The following is an 18,719-nucleotide window of genomic DNA, read 5'->3' as shown; positions in this document are numbered from 1 at the left end:
CACCCGTCGACGCCGCGACGACGCTCCTCACACCTGGGACTGCAGGTCCGCGACGCGGTCCGTGCGCTCCCACGTGAACTGCTCGAGCTCGCGCCCGAAGTGCCCGTAGGCCGCCGTCGGGGCGTAGATGGGACGCAGCAGGTCCAGGTCGCGGATGATCGCCGCCGGGCGCAGGTCGAACACCTCGCGGATCGCGGCCGTGATGCGCTCGACCGGGACCTTCTCCGTGCCGAACGTCTCCACGTACAGGCCGACGGGGTGCGCCTTGCCGATCGCGTACGCGACCTGCACCTCGCAGCGCCGCGCCAGACCCGCCGCGACGACGTTCTTCGCGACCCAGCGCGTCGCGTACGCGGCCGAGCGGTCCACCTTCGACGGGTCCTTGCCGGAGAACGCACCCCCGCCGTGGCGGGCCATGCCGCCGTACGTGTCGACGATGATCTTGCGACCCGTCAGGCCCGCGTCGCCCTGCGGACCGCCCACGACGAACGTGCCCGTGGGGTTGACGAACAGGCGCGTCGCGCGCACGTCGAGGTCGAGGCCCGCAGCGTCGAGCACGGGGGCCACGACCTGCGCAGCGACCTGCCGGTGCAGCTCGTCCTGACGGACGTCCGGGTCGTGCTGCGTCGAGAGCACCACCGTGTCGAGGCTGACCGCGCGGTCGCCGTCGTACCCGACGGTGACCTGCGTCTTGCCGTCCGGGCGCAGGCCCGGCACCGTGCCGTCCCGGCGCACCGCCGCCAGGCGCTCCGCGAGACGGTGCGCGAGCCACACCGGCAGGGGCATGAGGCTCGGCGTGTCGTCGCTCGCGTACCCGAACATCAGGCCCTGGTCGCCCGCGCCCTGCGCGTCGAGGGGGTCGTGGTCGCCCTGGTCGTCGCGCTCCTCGAGGCTCTTGTCGACGCCCTGCGCGATGTCCGGCGACTGCTGGCCGATCGACACCGAGATGCCGCACGAGTCCGCGTCGAAGCCGATCACCGACGACGTGTACCCGATCCGGCGCACGACGTCGCGCACGATCTGCGGGATCTCGACGTACGCGTCGGTCGTCACCTCGCCGGCGACGTGCACCAGGCCCGTGGTGACCATCGTCTCCACGGCCACGCGGGACGTCGGGTCCTGCGCGAGGAGCGCGTCGAGGATCGCGTCGGAGATCTGGTCGCAGACCTTGTCCGGGTGCCCCTCGGTGACGGACTCGGACGTGAACAGACGCAGCTCAGCCATGGCGCACAGCCTACTGTCCCGAAAGGTGAGCGAGCGTATCCGGCAGGCGAGACGAGACGCGGGTCACTCGCCCACCCCGGCCCGCTCGTCCGACGGCGCCACGCGCGGCACGACGACGTCCCACACCGCGTCCGCGACCTCGCCCTTCGACCCGCTCGCCGTCGCGACGACGTCCCCCGCGCCGTCGACCACGGTCACGTCGTTCGCGTCGACCGCGAACCCGCGCCCCTCGCCCACGGCGTTGACCACGAGCAGGTCCGCGCCCTTGCGCCGCGCCTTGGCCCGGCCGTGGTCGAGCACGGACCCGTGCGCGTCACCGGTCTCCGCCGCGAAGCCGACCACCACCTGGCCCGGGCGCAGCCGGTCGCGGGCGAGCTCGGCGAGCACGTCCGGGTTCTCCACGAGCGCGATCGGCTCGGGCCCCTGGCCCGGCACCTTCTTGATCTTCGCGTCGGGCGCGTGGGCCGGGCGGAAGTCCGCGACCGCCGCCGCCATGACCACGACGTCCGCCCCGGCCGCCGCCGACCGCACCGCGTCGCGCAGCTGCGCCGTCGTCTCGACCTCCACCACGGCGTCGGGCACGCCCCCGGGCGCGCGCACGAGCGCGGCCACGTCCGGGGACAGGTTCGCGGCCACGAGCGTGACGTGCGCGCCGCGCGCCGCCGCGGCCCGCGCGAGCTCGACGCCCTGGCGCCCGCTCGACCGGTTGCCGATGAACCGCACCGGGTCGATGGGCTCGCGCGTCCCGCCCGCCGACACCACGACGCGCCGGCCCGCGAGATCCTGCGCGGGCCCGCTGCCCGGCCCGTGGCCGGGCTCCGCGCCCGCGTCGGCGGCGGTCGCGCGGGACGCGTCCTCCACGACGGCGAGCGCGACGCGCGCGATCTCGTCCGGCTCGGGCAGGCGCCCCGGCCCGGTGTCCGCCCCCGTGAGGCGGCCGGACGCCGGCTCGATCACGTGCACGCCCCGCGCCCGCAGCGTCGCCACGTTCGCGACCGTCGCCGGGTGCTCCCACATCTCCGTGTGCATCGCGGGCGCCATGACCACCGGGCAGCGCGCGGTGAGCAGCGTCGAGGTCAGCAGGTCGTCCGCGCGCCCGGCCGCCGCGCGCGCCAGCAGGTCCGCCGTGGCGGGCGCCACGACCACGAGGTCGGCACCCTGCCCCAGGGCGACGTGCGGCACGTGCTCGACGTCCTCGAACACCTGGTCCGTGGCCGGCTCGCCCGACAGCGCCTCCCACGTGGGCGCGCCCACGAAGCGCAGGGCGGACGCCGTCGGCACCACCCGCACCCGATGGCCCTGCTCCCGCAGCAGCCGCAGCAGCAGCACGGCCTTGTACGCCGCGACCCCGCCGCTCACACCGAGCACGATCCGCATGTCGTTCCTCCTGGAGGTCCGGCTCAGACCCGCCGCCGACCGCGGCGGGGAAGGGGCCCGCGCACCCGGGCGCGGACGCACGAACGCCGCGCCCTCCGGTGGAGGTGCGCGGCGTGCGGGCTCAGGCCTCGGGGGCCTCGTCGGGCTCGGCCTCGATCGTCAGCAGGCCCGCGTTGATCTCGCGCATCGCGATCGAGAGCGGCTTCTCCTGGTTGCGCGTCTCGAGCAGCGGCCCGACGTTCTCCAGCAGGCCCTCGCTGAGCTGCGAGTAGTACGCGTTGATCTGGCGCGCACGCTTGGCCGAGTAGATGACCAGCGCGTACTTCGAGTCGACGTGCTCGAGCAGGTCGTCGATGGGCGGGTCGGTGATGCCCTCGGGGGCGGCGACGGTTCCGGACACAGTTCGCTCCGTGGGTTCAAGGGTCTGCAGCGGGCGCTGCAGCTGGTCGATGGCGGCGGCGCGCACGGCGCCCCCGTCCGGGACCGGGCGGCCGCGGCACCACGTCGCAGGACGGGCCGCCGACCGGGCCTCGGGCCCACGGGGGAACGCCCGCGCACGGGCACCGCAGAACAGTCTACTCGCTGTGCCCCTCGCCGTGCCCGGACGGCACGGGGGACGACGCCGGGGACGAGCCCTCCGCCGGGACGGGACGGGGCTCGAGCCCCATGACGCGCACCAGCTCGTCCGTCGCGCGGTGCACCTCGTCGTTGACGATGACGTGGTCGAACTCCGACTCCGCCGCGAGCTCGACCCGGGCCGTCGTCAGACGGCGCTCCCGCTCCTCCGCGTCCTCCGTGCCGCGGCCGACCAGGCGACGCACGAGCTCGTCCCAGCTCGGCGGCGCGAGGAACACGAACCGGGCCTCGGGCATCGACGCGCGGACCTGGCGCGCACCCTGGAGGTCGATCTCCAGGAGCGCCGGCACGCCCGCGGCGAGCTTCTCCTCGACCGCGCGCCGGGGCGTGCCGTAGCTGTTGCGCCCGTGCACGACGGCCCACTCCAGCAGCTCACGGTCCGCGACCATGCGCGCGAACTCGTCCGGGCCGACGAACAGGTAGTGCACGCCGTCCACCTCGCCCGGCCGCGGGTCGCGCGTCGTCGCCGACACGGACAGCCACACCTCCGGGTAACGGGCCCGGATGTCGGCCGACACCGTGCCCTTCCCGACGGCGGTCGGGCCGGCCAGGACGGTCAGGCGGGCGGGGCCGGGGACGACGGGCGGCGACGCCGGCTCCGTGGTCTCCCCGGCGGGGACGGACGGCGTCGGCTCGGACGGGTGCGCGGAAATGTCAGCCAAACCTCTCGATGAGGGCCGCGGACTGGTGGGGGCCGAGGCCGCGGACACGACGTGTCTCGGCGATCCCGATCTCCTCCATGATCGCCCGAGCCTTCACCTTACCCACGCCGGGCAGGGACTCCAGCAACGAGACGACCTTGAGCTTGCCGATCATGTCGTCCGTCTGGCCGCGCTCGATGACCTCCTTCAGGGAGCCCTGGGAGTACTTGAGCCGGTTCTTCACCTCGGCGCGCACGCGTCGTGCCTCCGCGGCCTTCTCGAGCGCCGCCGCGCGCTGTTCTGGGGTCAGGGGTGGAAGTGCCACGCAAGTCACCTACTCGTCGTCAGGCGGATGGGCCCACTCAGTCGTCCCGGCGTGCCCGCAGGTGGAGCCCCGACCGGGTGGATCACCCGGGCGACCTGCGCCGACGCACGGAGCCGACCCCTCGAAAGTAGCGAGCCTCGGGCGATCGGGCAACGACTGGGCGTGGCGCGTCGTCCGCGGCCGTACCCGGGACGGTCTCCGCAACGACCCCGGCGGCGGGCCCGGAACGACGGCGGAACGAGGGCGGAACGCGGGTCGGGGGCGGCTCAGGACGCCACGAGGCGCGCCACGAGCGCGTCGCGCACCGCCGTCGTCACGCCGCACGCTCCGAGGTAGTCGTCGATGCTCCCGTGCTCGCGCACCGCGAGCTCCCACGCGCCCTCCAGGTACGCGGGCTCGACGGTGAGGACCGGCGCCAGCGCCTCGGGCGACAGCCCCGGCAGCGGGGGCACGAGCGCGGCGAGCCCCTCGGCCGCCGCCGCGCTCGCGAGGTACTCGGCCATGCGCTCCTCCTCAGGGACCCCCGCGACGTACTGCACGAGGGCCACGACCCAGCCCGTGCGGTCCTTGCCCGCCGAGCAGTGCACGACGCTCGCGCCGTCGGCCGCGGCGACGTCCGCCAGGACACGGCCGACCGTCTCCCGAATGCCCGGGTCCGTGACGAACGTCGCGTACACGCCGTGCATGAGGCGCCGCGCGACCGCGGCCGGGTCGTCGGCCGCGAGCAGTCCCGCGACGAGCGCCGCCGGGTCCGCCGACGCGCCCGCGCCCGCTCCCCCGTCGACCAGGCCCGGCGTCGGGTCCATGCCCCGGCGCAGCACGCGCACGCCACCCGGGACGGCGTCCGCGCCGTCGCGCTCGAGCTCGTCCCCGCCGCGCAGGTCGACGACAGTCCGCACGTCCAGGTCGACCAGCGCGGCCTGGCCCGCGGGGGTCAGCCGGGACAGGCTCGCCGTGCGCAGCAGCACGCCCGTCCGCAGCGGCTCGTCGTGACCGGACGGCACCGCCCGACCGCCCACGTCGCGCGCGTTCCACGTGCCCGGCACGTCCAGGGCGCCCGGCACAGCGCCCGGCGGGGGCAGCTCCGGAGGCGCACCGGCAGCGGTCGGGGCGGGGTCGGTCGTCTCGTCGCGGGAGGTCATGGGCGCAGTCTCGCACGGGACCACCGGGCACGACGGCGACCGGGCCGGCACCCATGACGGCGACCGGGCCGGCACCCACGAGGGTGCCGGCCCGGTCCCGGGAGGTGCGGGGCTCAGCCGCGCAGGGCCTGCGCCGCCTCGTCCGTGGCGGTGCGCGCCGCCGCGCGCAGCGCCTCCGCGTCCGGCCCGGCGCGCAGCACCCCGCGCGACGACGACGCGAGCACCTGGCGCCGCGCGTCGCCGAAGACGGCGGCGAGCTCGGCCGCGCCCGCGCCCTGCGCGCCCACGCCGGGCGCCAGGAGCGGCCCGCGCACCGCCGCGAGGTCGGTCCCCGTGCGCGCCGCGGCGTCCGCGATCGTCGCGCCCACCACGAGCCCGACCGGCCCGAGCGCGTCGCCCGCGGCGACGACCGGGGCGTTCACCTGCGCCGCCTCGCGCGCGACGTGCGCCGCGACGGACTCCACGCCCGCCCCGGCGCCCCGGCGCGCGTGCTGCACCTCGGCGCCCTCGGGGTTCGACGTCAGGCACAGCACGAGCAGGCCGCGCCCCGTCTCCAGCGCCGCGTCGACCGCGGGCTGCAGCGACCCGAACCCCAGGTACGGGGACACGGTCAGCGCGTCCGCCGCGAGCGGCGAGCCGTCGCGCAGGTACGCGTCGGCGTACGCGGTCATGGTCGAGCCGATGTCGCCGCGCTTGGCGTCCACGATCGTCAGCGTCCCGGCGGCACGGGCCGCCGCGAGGACCTCCTCGAGCGCCGCGACGCCGCGCGACCCGTGGCGCTCGAAGAACGCCGACTGCGGCTTGACCGCGGCCACGCGGCCCCCGACCGCCTCGACGACCCGCAGGCCGAACTCGCGCAGCCCGGAGGCGTCGTCGGGCAGGCCCCAGTCCGCGAGCAGGCCCGGGTGCGGGTCGATGCCCACGCACAGCGGCCCGTGGTCCTCCGTCGCCGCCGCGAGGCGCGCGCCGAAGCCCGCGCTCACGCGCCCACCCGCTCCGCGGCGGGAGCGGGCAGCTCGACGCCGTCGGTCAGGCCCACGCCCGCCATGTGCTCCTGGAGGCTCGCGACCGCGAACGGCCCGGCGAGGACGGCCTCGATGCCCTGCACCGCGGCGGCGAGCTGGTCGACCGTCGTCGCGATCGGCTTGTCGGCCGCCGTCGTGGCCGCGCGGATCTCGTAGCCGTCGGCGCGCGCGCCCTGACCGGACGGCGTGTTGATGACCATGTCCACCTCGCCGGCCGTGATGAGGTCGACGATCGTCGGCTCGCCGTCCGCCCCGCGGCCCGCGGAGAACTTGCGCACCACGCGCGACGCGATGCCGTTGCGGCGCAGCACGCTCGACGTGCCGTCCGTCGCGAGGATCTCGAAGCCGAGCTCCGCGAGGCGCTTGACCGGGAAGACGATCGAGCGCTTGTCGCGGTCCGCGACCGAGACGAACACGCGGCCCGACGTCGGCAGCCCGCCGAACGCGGCGGCCTGCGACTTCGCGAACGCGTGGGGGAAGTCGCGGTCGAAGCCCATGACCTCGCCCGTCGAGCGCATCTCCGGGCCGAGCACCGTGTCGACGACGACACCGTCCGCGGTGCGGAAGCGCTTGAACGGCAGGACCGCCTCCTTGACCGCGATCGGCGCGTCGAGCGGGAGCGTGCCGCCGTCGCCGTCGGCGGGCAGCACGCCCGCGGCGCGCAGCTCCGCGATCGACTCGCCCGCCATGACGCGCGCCGCGGCCTTCGCGAGCGACGTGCCCGTCGCCTTCGAGACGAACGGCACCGTGCGCGACGCGCGGGGGTTGGCCTCCAGGACGTAGAGCACGTCGGAGACGAGCGCGTACTGCACGTTGAGCAGGCCGCGCACGCCGACGCCCTTCGCGATGGCCTCGGTCGAGCGGCGGATGCGCTCGATCTCCTGCTCCGACAGCGACACCGGCGGCAGGACGCACGCCGAGTCGCCCGAGTGGATGCCCGCCTCCTCGATGTGCTCCATCACGCCGCCGAGGAAGAGCTCGGTGCCGTCGTAGAGCGCGTCGACGTCGATCTCCATGGCGTCGTCCAGGAACCGGTCGATGAGCAGCGGCGCGGGCAGCGTCCCGGCCGTGCGGTCCTCCGCCGCGGCCGCCACGAGGGCGCGCTCGACGTAGCCCGTGAGCTGCTCGGCCGAGTACACGATCTCCATGCCGCGCCCGCCGAGCACGTAGGACGGGCGCACGAGCACCGGGTACCCGATGCCGGCCGCGACGTCCTTCGCCTCGTCCAGCGAGCGCGCCGTGCCGAACGCCGGGGCGGGCAGGCCCGCCTCGACGAGCACGCGTCCGAACTCGCCGCGGTCCTCGGCGGCGTCGATCGCCTCGGGGCTCGTGCCGAGGATCGGCAGGCCCGCGTCGGCGAGCCGCTGCGCGAGCGCGAGCGGGGTCTGGCCGCCGAGCTGGACGATGATGCCCTTGACCGGTCCCGCGGCGAGCTCCGCCTGGTAGACCTCGAGCACGTCCTCGAACGTCAGCGGCTCGAAGTAGAGGCGGTCGGACGTGTCGTAGTCGGTCGAGACCGTCTCCGGGTTGCAGTTGACCATGACCGTCTCGTAGCGCTCGCGCAGCGTGAGGGCCGCGTGCACGCACGAGTAGTCGAACTCGATGCCCTGGCCGATGCGGTTCGGGCCCGAGCCGAGGATGATCACGGCCTCGCGCTCGCGCGGGGCGACCTCGGTCTCCAGGTCGTACGACGAGTAGTGGTACGGCGTGCGGGCGGCGAACTCGGCCGCGCACGTGTCGACCGTCTTGTAGACGGGCCGGACGCCGAGCGCGTAGCGGACCTCGCGCACGGTCGCCTCGCCCGCCGGGCCCATGCCGCGCAGGCGCGCGACCTGCGCGTCGGACAGGCCGTGCTTCTTCGCCTCGCGCAGCACGTCCTCCGTGAGCGCGGGCGCGTCGGCGACGGCCGCCGCGACCTCGTTGACCAGCTGGATCTGGTCGAGGTACCACGGGTCGATCTTCGTGGCCTCGAACACCTGCTCCACGCTCGCCCCGGCGCGCAGCGCCTGCTGGACGCCGATGATCCGGTTCTCCGTGGGGCGCGCGATGCGCACGAGCAGCTCGTCGAGCTCCGCGCCGGAGACGGGCTCGCCGTCCCAGTGGAAGACCGAGCCGCCCTTGTCGATCGAGCGCAGCGCCTTGCCGAGCGCCTCGGTGAAGTTGCGCCCGAGCGCCATCGCCTCGCCGACCGACTTCATGGTCGTCGTGAGCGTCGGGTCCGCGGCCGGGAACTTCTCGAACGCGAACCGCGGCACCTTGACGACCACGTAGTCGAGCGTCGGCTCGAACGAGGCCGGCGTGACCTGCGTGATGTCGTTGGGGATCTCGTCGAGCGTGTAGCCGACGGCGAGCTTCGCCGCGATCTTCGCGATGGGGAACCCGGTCGCCTTGGACGCGAGCGCGGACGACCGCGAGACCCGCGGGTTCATCTCGATGACGATGACGCGGCCCGTGTCCGGGTCGACGGCGAACTGGATGTTGCAGCCGCCCGTGTCGACGCCGACCTCGCGGATGACGGCGATGCCGATGTCGCGCAGCTTCTGGTACTCGCGGTCGGTGAGCGTGAGCGCGGGCGCGACCGTGATCGAGTCGCCCGTGTGCACGCCGACGGGGTCGACGTTCTCGATCGAGCACACGACGACGACGTTGTCGTTCTTGTCGCGCATGAGCTCGAGCTCGTACTCCTTCCAGCCGAGGATCGACTCCTCGAGGAGCACCTCCGTCACCGGGGAGTAGTGCAGGCCCTGGCCGACGATGCGGCGCAGCTCGTCCTCGTCGTACGCGAAGCCCGAGCCGAGGCCGCCCATCGTGAACGACGGGCGCACGACCATCGGGTAGCCGAGGTCGCCCGCGGCCGCGATCGCCTCGTCGACCGTGTGGACGATGACGGAGCGCGCGGACTCGCCGCCGCACGTCTCGACGACATCCTTGAACTGCTGACGGTCCTCGCCCTTCTGGATCGCCGCGATGTTCGCGCCGATGAGCTCGACACCGTACTCGGCGAGGACGCCCGCCTCGTCGAGCGCGATCGCCGCGTTGAGCGCCGTCTGACCGCCGAGCGTCGGCAGCAGCGCGTCGGGGCGCTCCTTGGCGATGATCGACGTGAGGACCTCGGTCGTGATCGGCTCGACGTAGGTCGCGTCGGCGAACTCGGGGTCGGTCATGATCGTCGCCGGGTTCGAGTTCACGAGGACGACCCGCAGGCCCTCCTCCTTGAGCACGCGGCACGCCTGGGTGCCGGAGTAGTCGAACTCGCACGCCTGGCCGATGACGATCGGGCCGGACCCGATGACCAGGACGCTGGAGATGTCGGTTCTGCGAGGCACGGTATCAGCTCTCCTTGGTGGTCTGCTCGACGGCGTCGGAGCCCGCGCCCGCCGCGCCGGCGGCGCGACGCGACGTCATGAGCTCGACGAAGCGGTCGAAGAGGTACGCGGCGTCGTGGGGGCCGGCCGCGGCCTCGGGGTGGTACTGGACGGAGAAGGCGGGCAGGTCGAGGCACTCGAGCCCCTCGACCACCTGGTCGTTGAGCCCGACGTGGGACACGACGACGCGCCCGTAGCGGCCGCCGTCGTGCGGGGCGACGGACTCGCCGTCGAGCGGCGCGTCGACCGCGAACCCGTGGTTGTGGGCCGTGACCTCGACCTTGCCGGTGCGGCGGTCCATGACGGGCTGGTTGATGCCGCGGTGGCCGTACGCGAGCTTGTACGTGCCGTAGCCGAGCGCGCGCCCGAGGATCTGGTTGCCGAAGCAGATGCCGAAGAACGGCGTGCCGCGGTCGAGGACGCCGCGCAGCAGCTCGACCTCGTGGGTCGCGGCGCTCGGGTCGCCCGGGCCGTTGGAGAAGAACACGCCGTCGGGCGCGTACGCCTCGATGTCCGCGATCGTCGAGGCCGCGGGCACCACGTGCACGCGCACGCCGCGCTGGGCGAGGCGCTGGGGCGTCATCGACTTGATGCCGAGGTCCACGGCGACGACGGTGGCGACGGGCTCGCCGTCCGGCGTCGTGCCCTCGAAGGGCTCGACGACGTACGCCGTGTCGGTGCTCACCTCGCGGGCGAGGTCGGCGCCGGCCATCGCGGGCGCCGCCTTCACCTCGGCCACGAGGTCCTCCACGGTGCGCGGGTAGCCGTCGCGCACGAGCGCGTCGCCGGAGAAGATGCCCGCGCGCATCACGCCGAGCTCGCGCAGGTGGCGCGTGAGGGCGCGCGTGTCGACGTCGCTGATGCCGACGACGCCCTGGGCCGCGAGCTCCTCGTCGAGGGTGCGCTGCGCGCGCCAGCTCGACGCGCGGCGGGCCGCGTCGCGCACGACGTACCCGGCGACCCAGATCTTGCCGGACTCCGGGTCCTCGTCGTTGACGCCCGTGTTCCCGATGTGGGGGGCCGTCATGACGACGATCTGACGGTGGTAGGAGGGGTCGGTGAGGGTCTCCTGGTAGCCGGTCATGCCGGTGTTGAAGACGATCTCGCCGACGGTCGTGCCGCGCGCGCCGTACGCGCGGCCGTGCTGCACGGTGCCGTCCTCGAGGACGATCAGGGCCCGGTCGGGGGCGGGTGCGCAGGTCACCGAGGTGACTGCGGTCGGTGAGCTCACTGCGTTCGCTGAGGCGGTCAAGGTGCTTCCTCGTCGTTCTCGTCGGTGCCGGGTGCGGCGCTCTCGCGCGTCGGCGCCGGGCCGTCCTGGTCGGTGGGTGCGTCGGTGGCGCTGCTCGGCGCCCCGGTTCGTCGTTCGCGGGTGCCGTCGGCGCCCGCGTCCCGGGGGCGGCCGGCGAGGTCGCGCACGGCCTCCAGGAGACGCGGGACGTCGTGGTCGTGGCGCGGCATGAGGCCGGTGTCGAGCCGCACCTCGGGGTGCGGCGGGGCCTCGGGGGCGTCGGCCGGGACCGGCTCGGCGGGGACGGACCACGTCACCACGACGATGGCCTCCTTCCCGACGAACTTCCCCGCCATGCCCGGGGTGAGCGCCACGTCCTCGACGGCCGCCGCGGGGACCCACACGTCGTCGGCGCCGCGGCGCGCGACGTGCAGGCCGGCGTCGTGCACGGTGACCTGGGCCTGCGCCCGGTCGCCGAGGCCGTGGGCGCCGACGCGCGCGAGCCAGTCGCCCGCGAGCGTGCTCGACACGTACAGCACGTCGAGCGGGCCGAGCACGACGCCGCCGCGCGCGGCCTCCGCCGGCACGGCGGGCGGCGTCGGGACGAAGCCCGCGGAGCGGCGCACGAGCCGGCGACGGCCGACGAGCACGAGCGTCAGCAGGACGACACCGAGCACGATCCAGATCCCGGCCGCGACGGGCTGCGGCAGGTTCACGCCCCCACCCCCCGACCGGCCGCGACCGCCTCGACGGGCGCGCCGTCGAGCACGGTGGCCCGGCCCCGCAGGAACGTCGCGACGACCGCACCGGGCAGCTCGCGGCCCTGGAAGGGCGTGTTGGTGCTCGCGGTGGCCTGCCCGGCCCCGTCGACCACGCGCCGCGCGGCCGGGTCGACGAGCGTGACGTTGGCAGGCTCGCCGACCTCGAGCGGGCGGCCCTGGGCGCGCTCCCCCGTGTCGATGCGGCCGATGCGCGCGGGCGCGCTCGACAGCACGCGCGCGACGTCGGCCCACGTCATGCGGCCCGTGTCGACCATGGTCTGCTGCACGACGCTCAGCGCCGTCTCGAGGCCCGTCATGCCGAACGCGGCCGCGGCCCACTCGCAGTCCTTGTCCTCGCGCGCGTGCGGCGCGTGGTCGGTCGCGACGATGTCGATCGTGCCGTCGGCGAGGCCCTCGCGCACCGCCTCGACGTCCGCGGCCGTGCGCAGCGGCGGGTTGACCTTGAACGTCGGGTCGTAGCCGCGCGCCAGGTCGTCGGTGAGCACGAGGTGGTGCGGCGTGACCTCGGCCGAGACGTCGATCCCGCGGCCCTTGGCCCAGCGGACGATCTCGACCGAGCCGGCGGTCGAGAGGTGGCACACGTGCAGGCGCGAGCCCACGTGCTCCGCGAGGAGCACGTCGCGCGCGATGATCGCCTCCTCGGCGACGGCGGGCCAGCCCGCGAGGCCGAGCTCCGCCGACACGACGCCCTCGTTCATCTGGGCGCCCTCGGTGAGGCGCGGCTCCTGCGCGTGCTGGGCGACGACGCCGTCGAACGCCTTGACGTACTCGAGGGCGCGGCGCATGAGGATCGGGTCGTCGACGCACTTCCCGTCGTCCGAGAACACCCGCACGCGGGCCGCGGAGTCGGCCATCGCGCCGAGCTCGGCGAGCTGCTCGCCCGCGAGCCCGACGGAGACGGCGCCCACGGGGTGCACGTCGACCCAGCCCGCGTCGCGCCCGAGACGCCACACCTGCTCGACGACGCCCGCGGTGTCCGCGACCGGGGTCGTGTTCGCCATCGCGTGCACGGCCGTGAAGCCGCCCGCCGCCGCGGCGCGGGTGCCGGACGCGATCGTCTCGGCGTCCTCGCGCCCCGGCTCGCGCAGGTGGGTGTGCAGGTCGACCAGCCCGGGCAGGGCGACGAGGCCCGTCGCGTCGACGACGACGGTGCCGTCGTCGTCCGCGGCGCGCGCGGCGCCGACCGGGGCGAGCTCGGCGACCACGCCGTCCGCGAGGACGAGGTCGACGGGGTCGCCGCCCAGCGGGCGCGCGCCGCGCAGGACGTACGTGGTGGTTGCGGCGCTGCTCACGAGGCGGAGACCCTTTCGACGGCGGGGACGGGCTGGGCGGAGGGCAGGGGCGCGGCCGACGCCGCGGAGTCGGCCTCGTCGCTGCCCGCGAGGAGGAGGTAGAGCACGGCCATGCGCACGGCGACGCCGTTCGCGACCTGCTCGACGATCACCGCGCGCGGCGAGTCCGCCGCCTGCGCGGAGATCTCGAGGCCGCGGTTCATGGGGCCGGGGTGCAGGACGACGGCGTGCTCGGCGAGGAGCCCGAGGCGCCGAGCGTCGAGCCCGTACTTGCGGCTGTACTCGAGCGGGTTCGGGAAGAAGGCCCCGCCCCCCGCGCCGGCGCCGCTCATGCGCTCGCGCTGCACGCGCAGCATCATCACGGCGTCGGGGCCGCCGTGCGCCGTGTCTCCAGCGAGGGCCGCGTCCAGGTCGTAGGAGACCTCGCACGGCCACGTCTGGACGCCGACCGGCAGGAGCGTGGGCGGCGCGACGAGCGTCACGCGGGCCCCGAGCGTGTGCAGCAGGTGGACGTTCGAGCGCGCGACCCGCGAGTGCAGCACGTCGCCGACGATCGCGACGTGGCGCCCGTCGAGGCCCGCGCCGCGCGCCGCGGCGTCGTCGGGACCGCTCGCCCCCGGCGACGTCAGTCCCGTCCCGGTGAGGTGGCGGCGCAGCGTGTACGCGTCGAGGAGCGCCTGCGTCGGGTGCTGGTGCATGCCGTCGCCCGCGTTGACCACGGCCGCGTCGAGCCAGCCCGCGTGCGCGAGCAGGTGCGGGGCGCCCGACGCCTGGTGCCGCACGACGACCGCGTCCGCGCCCATCGCCTGGAGCGTCAGCGCGGTGTCCTTGAGCGACTCGCCCTTGGACACGCTCGACCCCTTGGCCGAGAAGTTGATGACGTCCGCGGACAGCCGCTTCGCGGCGGTCTCGAAGGAGATGCGCGTGCGGGTGGAGTCCTCGTAGAAGAGGTTGACGACCGTGCGACCGCGCAGCGTCGGGAGCTTCTTGATCTCGCGGGACTGCGTCGCGGCCATCTGGGCGGACGTGTCGAGGATGCGGATCGCGTCGGCACGCCCGAGGTCCTGGGTCGAGAGCAGGTGCCTCATGCGCGGGCCTCCCCGTCCTCGGAGGAGCCCGGCTGCGCAGCAGCGGGCCGGATGACCACCGCGTCGGCGGACGCGTCGCCCGCCGCGGGAGCGCCGTCGATCTCGGCGAGGCGCACGCTCACGCGCTCGGACGTCGACGTGGGCAGGTTCTTGCCCACGAAGTCGGGGCGGATCGGCAACTCCCGGTGGCCGCGGTCGACGAGCGCCGCGAGCTGCACCGCGCGCGGGCGGCCGAGGTCGCTGATCGCGTCGAGCGCGGCCCGGATCGTGCGGCCGGAGTACAGGACGTCGTCGACGAGGACCACGACCTTGCCGTCGATCCCCGACGCGGGAAGGCGCGTCGCGCCGATCGTGCGCGTCGGGTGGCGGTGCAGGTCGTCGCGGTACATCGTCACGTCGAGCTCGCCGACGATCGCGTGCGGGTCGGGCGCACCGTCTGCCTCGATCGCGGCGAGGCGCTCGGCGAGCCGGGCCGCGAGCGGGACGCCGCGCGTCGGGATGCCGAGGAGGACGAGGTCGTGGGCTCCCTTGTTGCGCTCCACGATCTCGTGGGCGATGCGCGTCAGCGCGCGGGAGATGTCCGCCGCCGTGAGGACGACGGTCCCGGCGGTCGGCCCCGTCTCGGGGTCGGACCCCGGCCGAGGTACGGATGGTGTGGGCACAGCAGCGCCAGAGCTCATGTCCGGCGACCTCCTTCCCCGCCTCACAGGACGGGCCTTAAAGGATGTCTGACGGTCACCCACCCTACCGCCGGTGGTCCGGCGGCCGGGTGCGCGTCCCGCCCGGTGGGACGCGGCGTCGGTCACACCCGTGACCGACGCCGCGCGAGGCGTCGTCCCGGTCGGGGCCGGGCGCCGCGGTCAGGCCGTGATCGTCGGCTTCATCTCGACGATGCGCGCGAGCAGCCCGTTGACGAACGACGGCGAGTCGTCGGTCGACAGGGAGCGCGCGAGGTCGACGGCCTCGTCGATCGCGACGACGTCCGGGACGTCGTCGTTGAAGAGGATCTCCCAGCCGCCGATGCGCAGCAGCGCCCGGTCGACGGCGGGCATGCGCTCGAGCGTCCACCCGTGGGAGTACGTCTCGAGCAGCTCGTCGATGCGCTCGCGGTGGGCGAGCACACCCTCGACGATGTCGACCGCGTACTGCGGCAGCGCGGTCTGCGCCGTCCCGGGGTCGGCGACGCGCTCCGCGAGGAGGGTCGTCGGGTCCACGTGACGCTGCTCCGCCTCGAAGAGGACGTCGAGCGCGCGCTTGCGCGCCTTGGTGCGTGCGGCCATGTCAGTCCGTCGTCTGTCCGTCGGTGCCGGCGGTCAGTCGTTCACGCGGCCGAGGTACGACCCGTCACGCGTGTCGACCTTGACCTTGGTGCCCTGCTCGAGGAAGAGCGGGACCTGGATCTGCGCGCCCGTCTCGAGCGTCGCGGGCTTGGTGCCGCCCGTCGAGCGGTCGCCCTGCAGGCCCGGCTCGGTGTACGTGATCTCGAGGACGACCGAGGCGGGCAGCTCGATGTAGAGCGGCTGGCCGTCGTTCGACGCGATGAGCACGTTCTGGTTCTCGAGCATGTAGTCCTTGGCGTCGCCCACGATCTCGGCACCTACCGTGATCTGGTCGTACGTCGAGGTGTCCATGAACACGTAGTCCGCGCCGTCCTGGTACAGGTACTGGAAGTCACGGCGGTCGACGTTGGCGGTCTCGATCTTGAGGCCGGCGTTGAACGTCTTGTCGATCGTCTTGCCCGTCATGACGTTCTTGATCTTGGTGCGGACGAACGCGCCACCCTTGCCGGGCTTGACGTGCTGGAACTCGATCACGGTCCACAGCTGGCCGTCGAGTCGCAGCACGGTGCCGTTCTTGATGTCGTTGGTGGTCGCCACGTTCGTCTTCCTGTCGGAGGGTCAGCGGTCCCGTCGACGCGCTGCCGCGTGCCGGGACGGCACGACGGGGCCACGAGAGCGGGATGCGGAAATGGGCCTTGACGATCTTACCGGAGCGCGGCGAGGACCGCGTTCGCCACGACGCCCAGGGTCGCCGCCCAGCACATCGAGGCGAGCGTCCCGATGACGAAGCGCTCCGACGCGACGGGGTGCTCGCGCAGCTCGGGGTAGCGGCCGAGGCCCTTGATCGCGACGACGAAGGCGATGCCGCCCGGCTCGCCCGCGAGGAGGCAGCCCGTGATCGCGAACCGCTCGAGGATCCCGATCCACGTCCCGCCGCGCAGGGCCTTGACGGCCTCCGTCCCGATCGGCCCCGTCGTCGGAGGGGGCGGCGGGGGCACCGGGACGGCCGCCGGGTCCGCCGGGGCACCGCGCCGCGGCCGGCCGGCGCGACCCGGGGCGGCGGAGCCGCCCGCGCGCGCCGCCGCGCGCAGGACCCCCTGGGTCACGGGGCCGCCGCCGAGGACGCTCGCGGCGAGCGCGACCACCCAGACGAGCACCACGAGCACGACCGTCACCGGGTCCGTCACGCCTTCTCCTCCTGCCGATCCACCGGCGGCCCCTCGTGGAGCTCGCCCAGCAGCCTCGCGACCACGGGCCGCGCCGCCGCCTCCTCGGGCCACAGCGCGGTGCGCAGCCGCTGGCTGACCGCCTGCTCGGACACGCCGAGCGCGCGAGCCACATCCTTCTGGGTACCACCCACACGCGCCAGCGCGTCGACGGCCTCCCACCCGGGCGCGGTGCGCCGGTCCACGACCGCCGCGAGGAGGCGCAGGAGCGCCTCGACCTCCGCGGCGCGCGCCGCGGGCTCCCCACGGACGGCCACGGGCGCGGTCGCCGCGCGCGACTTCGCCTGCTCGACCGCCTCGCGGGCGCGCACGAACGCCGTGCCCGACGCCTCGCGCGAGACCGCGGGCAGCGGCTCGTCGACCGGCCCGACGCCGAGGCCGACGCTCCAGCCGGCGTCGCGCAGGAGGTCGAGCACGACCTCGACGACGGCCTCCGGGTCGTCGAGGACGCCCTGGACCTCGTCGCCGACCGTTCGGGCGAACGGGACGACGACGCCGCCGCGGCCCGCCAGCATCTCGTCGAGCCGCGCGAGCACCTCGGGGACGCGGTCGGGACGACCGGTGCTCCCCCGCTGGTCGACGGTCAGCACGTACATGACATCAAGGCTAGACCCTTGTTTGTCGAACATCAAGGCCCCGGGATTGATCAGGGCAGATCAAGCCCGGGTCCCGCGCAGGCGCGCGGCGACGGCCTCGAGCGCGAGCCGGTAGGAGTCGAAGCCGAAGCCCGCGACCGTGCCGGTCGCGACCGCCCCCACGACGGAGTGGCTGCGGAACGCCTCGCGCGCCGCCGGGTTGCTGAGGTGGACCTCGACCAGCAGCAGGCCGGACGTCGTGACCTGCGCGGCGGCGTCGCGCACCGCGTAGGAGTAGTGCGTGAACGCGGCCGGGTTGAGCACCACGTGGGCCCGCGCGTCGACGGCCTCGTGCAGCCAGCCGACGAGCTCGGACTCGTCGTCGGTCTGCCGCACGTCGACGGCGAGGTCGAGCGCGCTCCCCCACGTCGTCGCCGACTCGCGGAGGTCCGCCATCGAGGCCGAGCCGTAGATCTCCGGCTCGCGCACGCCGAGCCGGCCGAGGTTGGGTCCGTTGAGGACGAGCACGCGTTCCATGGCGCCCGAGCCTAGCCGTGCCGGAGCGAGCGACGGCGACACGTCCGGGGCCGCTCCCGACGGGCGACGGACCACGGCCTCGGGCAGGCTGGCGGGGTGACCCTCAGCGCTGCCCGCCCCCGACCGCCGGCACGGCACCCGCACCTGCGCTCCGCGCCCGTCGCCGCGCCGTCCGTCGCTCGTCCACGGACAGCCGCATGAGCGCGACGCGCTACCTCGACGCCCCGTTCGCGGCGCTCGCGCACCGCGGCTTCTCGCGCGACGGCCTGGAGAACTCGATGGCGGCGTTCGCGGCGGCCCGCGAGCTGGGGCTCCGGTACGTCGAGACGGACGCGCACGCGACGTCGGACGGCGTCGCGGTGGCGCTCCACGACGCCTCGCTGGACCGGACGACCGACGCGCGCGGCCTGGTCGCCGACCTGCCGTGGCGCACGGTGCGCACCGCCCGGATCGGCGGCCGGGAGCCGGTGCCGTCGCTGGAGGACGTCCTCGGGACGTGGCCGGACCTCCGCGTGAACGTCGACGTCAAGTCGGCCGCGGCGGCCGAGCCCGTCGCGCGCGCGATCGAGCGCACGCGCGCGCACGACCGCGTGTGCGTCGCGTCGTTCGCCGCGTCGCGGCGGGAGGCGACCGTGGCGCGGCTCTCGCGCCCCGTGACCGTGTCCGGCGCGCGAGGCGCGGTGGTGGGCATGCTGCTCGCAGGGCGGGCGCGCGCGGACGCGCTCGCCCGCCTCGCGGCCCGCTCGGTCGACTGCCTCCAGGTCCCGGTGCGCGAGGGCTGGGTCCGGGTCGTGGACTCGGCGTTCGTGCGGGCCGCGCACCGGGCCGGCGTCGCGGTGCACGCCTGGACGGTCAACGACGCGCCGACGATGCACCGGCTGCTCGACCTCGGGGTCGACGGCATCGTCACCGACCGCTCGGACGTGCTGCGCGACGTGCTCCGCGGACGAGGGCTCTGGGCCTGACCCTGCCG

19 protein-coding genes are annotated in these 18,719 nt (G+C 74.8%); 1 reads left to right on the top strand and 18 read right to left on the bottom strand.

The window, feature by feature from the left end; all coding sequences use genetic code 11:
- Positions 1-27 precede the first annotated feature (27 nt).
- The 18 genes from metK to GWJ10_RS12865 form a co-directional block, all read right to left on the bottom strand.
- Positions 28-1,224, bottom strand: coding sequence for a methionine adenosyltransferase (metK, locus tag GWJ10_RS12950; RefSeq protein WP_034653075.1), 1,197 nt, complete (start codon positions 1,222-1,224; stop codon positions 28-30).
- A 63-nt stretch (positions 1,225-1,287) separates the two neighbouring features.
- Positions 1,288-2,601, bottom strand: a complete 1,314-nt coding sequence (locus GWJ10_RS12945; protein ID WP_163187871.1) for a bifunctional phosphopantothenoylcysteine decarboxylase/phosphopantothenate synthase — start codon at positions 2,599-2,601, stop codon at positions 1,288-1,290.
- A 121-nt stretch (positions 2,602-2,722) separates the two neighbouring features.
- Positions 2,723-3,001: a DNA-directed RNA polymerase subunit omega gene (gene rpoZ / locus GWJ10_RS12940; RefSeq protein ID WP_031316460.1), complete on the bottom strand. Its 279-nt coding sequence runs from the start codon at positions 2,999-3,001 to the stop codon at positions 2,723-2,725.
- Positions 3,002-3,176: 175 nt separating this feature from the next.
- Positions 3,177-3,797, bottom strand: coding sequence for a guanylate kinase (gmk, locus tag GWJ10_RS12935; protein ID WP_228485413.1), 621 nt, complete (start codon positions 3,795-3,797; stop codon positions 3,177-3,179).
- A 94-nt stretch (positions 3,798-3,891) separates the two neighbouring features.
- The gene (gene mihF, locus GWJ10_RS12930) at positions 3,892-4,203 is read right to left on the bottom strand and encodes an integration host factor, actinobacterial type (protein ID WP_021482878.1); all 312 of its coding nucleotides are present in this window, start codon (positions 4,201-4,203) and stop codon (positions 3,892-3,894) included.
- A 266-nt stretch (positions 4,204-4,469) separates the two neighbouring features.
- Positions 4,470-5,345 (bottom strand): tyrosine-protein phosphatase, encoded by an 876-nt coding sequence (locus GWJ10_RS12925; protein WP_163187869.1) that lies wholly within the window; start codon positions 5,343-5,345, stop codon positions 4,470-4,472.
- A gap of 113 nt (positions 5,346-5,458) precedes the next feature.
- A complete protein-coding gene (gene pyrF, locus GWJ10_RS12920) occupies positions 5,459-6,328 on the bottom strand; it encodes an orotidine-5'-phosphate decarboxylase (protein WP_163187867.1) in 870 nt (289 codons plus the stop codon).
- Complete coding sequence (gene carB, locus GWJ10_RS12915) at positions 6,325-9,696, bottom strand: carbamoyl-phosphate synthase large subunit (RefSeq protein ID WP_076404892.1); 3,372 nt, start codon at positions 9,694-9,696, stop codon at positions 6,325-6,327. Before carB ends, pyrF begins: the two co-directional genes overlap by 4 nt.
- A 4-nt stretch (positions 9,697-9,700) precedes the next feature.
- Positions 9,701-10,939 carry a glutamine-hydrolyzing carbamoyl-phosphate synthase small subunit gene (gene carA / locus GWJ10_RS12910; RefSeq protein ID WP_241005794.1) on the bottom strand — a complete coding sequence of 413 codons (1,239 nt, stop codon included), beginning with the start codon at positions 10,937-10,939 and terminating at the stop codon, positions 9,701-9,703.
- A 44-nt stretch (positions 10,940-10,983) separates the two neighbouring features.
- Entirely contained in the window at positions 10,984-11,682 is a 699-nt protein-coding gene (locus GWJ10_RS12905; protein ID WP_163187864.1) for a hypothetical protein, read from the bottom strand.
- Positions 11,679-13,040 (bottom strand): dihydroorotase, encoded by a 1,362-nt coding sequence (locus GWJ10_RS12900; protein ID WP_163187862.1) that lies wholly within the window; start codon positions 13,038-13,040, stop codon positions 11,679-11,681. The genes GWJ10_RS12905 and GWJ10_RS12900 overlap by 4 nt, the downstream gene beginning before the upstream one ends.
- Positions 13,037-14,128: an aspartate carbamoyltransferase catalytic subunit gene (locus GWJ10_RS12895; protein ID WP_076404894.1), complete on the bottom strand. Its 1,092-nt coding sequence runs from the start codon at positions 14,126-14,128 to the stop codon at positions 13,037-13,039. Before GWJ10_RS12895 ends, GWJ10_RS12900 begins: the two co-directional genes overlap by 4 nt.
- Positions 14,125-14,808, bottom strand: coding sequence for a bifunctional pyr operon transcriptional regulator/uracil phosphoribosyltransferase PyrR (gene pyrR, locus GWJ10_RS12890; protein ID WP_061267282.1), 684 nt, complete (start codon positions 14,806-14,808; stop codon positions 14,125-14,127). Before pyrR ends, GWJ10_RS12895 begins: the two co-directional genes overlap by 4 nt.
- 180 nt (positions 14,809-14,988) lie before the next feature.
- Entirely contained in the window at positions 14,989-15,408 is a 420-nt protein-coding gene (gene nusB / locus GWJ10_RS12885; RefSeq protein WP_021482611.1) for a transcription antitermination factor NusB, read from the bottom strand.
- Positions 15,409-15,441: 33 nt separating this feature from the next.
- Positions 15,442-16,005 carry an elongation factor P gene (efp, locus tag GWJ10_RS12880; protein ID WP_021482610.1) on the bottom strand — a complete coding sequence of 188 codons (564 nt, stop codon included), beginning with the start codon at positions 16,003-16,005 and terminating at the stop codon, positions 15,442-15,444.
- Between the two features lie 107 nt (positions 16,006-16,112).
- Positions 16,113-16,595, bottom strand: a complete 483-nt coding sequence (locus GWJ10_RS12875) for a hypothetical protein (protein WP_206153989.1) — start codon at positions 16,593-16,595, stop codon at positions 16,113-16,115.
- The gene (locus GWJ10_RS12870) at positions 16,592-17,230 is read right to left on the bottom strand and encodes a hypothetical protein (RefSeq protein ID WP_163187860.1); all 639 of its coding nucleotides are present in this window, start codon (positions 17,228-17,230) and stop codon (positions 16,592-16,594) included. The genes GWJ10_RS12875 and GWJ10_RS12870 overlap by 4 nt, the downstream gene beginning before the upstream one ends.
- Before the next feature lie 60 nt (positions 17,231-17,290).
- Positions 17,291-17,746, bottom strand: coding sequence for a type II 3-dehydroquinate dehydratase (locus GWJ10_RS12865; protein WP_061267280.1), 456 nt, complete (start codon positions 17,744-17,746; stop codon positions 17,291-17,293).
- A gap of 197 nt (positions 17,747-17,943) precedes the next feature.
- Here GWJ10_RS12865 and GWJ10_RS12860 point away from each other — a divergent pair, with 197 nt between their 5' ends.
- On the top strand, positions 17,944-18,711 hold the full coding sequence (locus tag GWJ10_RS12860) for a glycerophosphodiester phosphodiesterase family protein (protein WP_061267279.1): 768 nt from the start codon (positions 17,944-17,946) through the stop codon (positions 18,709-18,711).
- The last annotated feature ends 8 nt before the right edge of the window (positions 18,712-18,719 follow it).

It is taken from the genome of Cellulosimicrobium sp. SL-1 (assembly GCF_011033075.1).
Classification (GTDB): domain Bacteria; phylum Actinomycetota; class Actinomycetes; order Actinomycetales; family Cellulomonadaceae; genus Cellulosimicrobium; species Cellulosimicrobium funkei.
The sequence above is the reverse complement of the archived record's forward strand: the minus strand, read 5'-3'. Positions and strand labels throughout refer to the sequence as shown.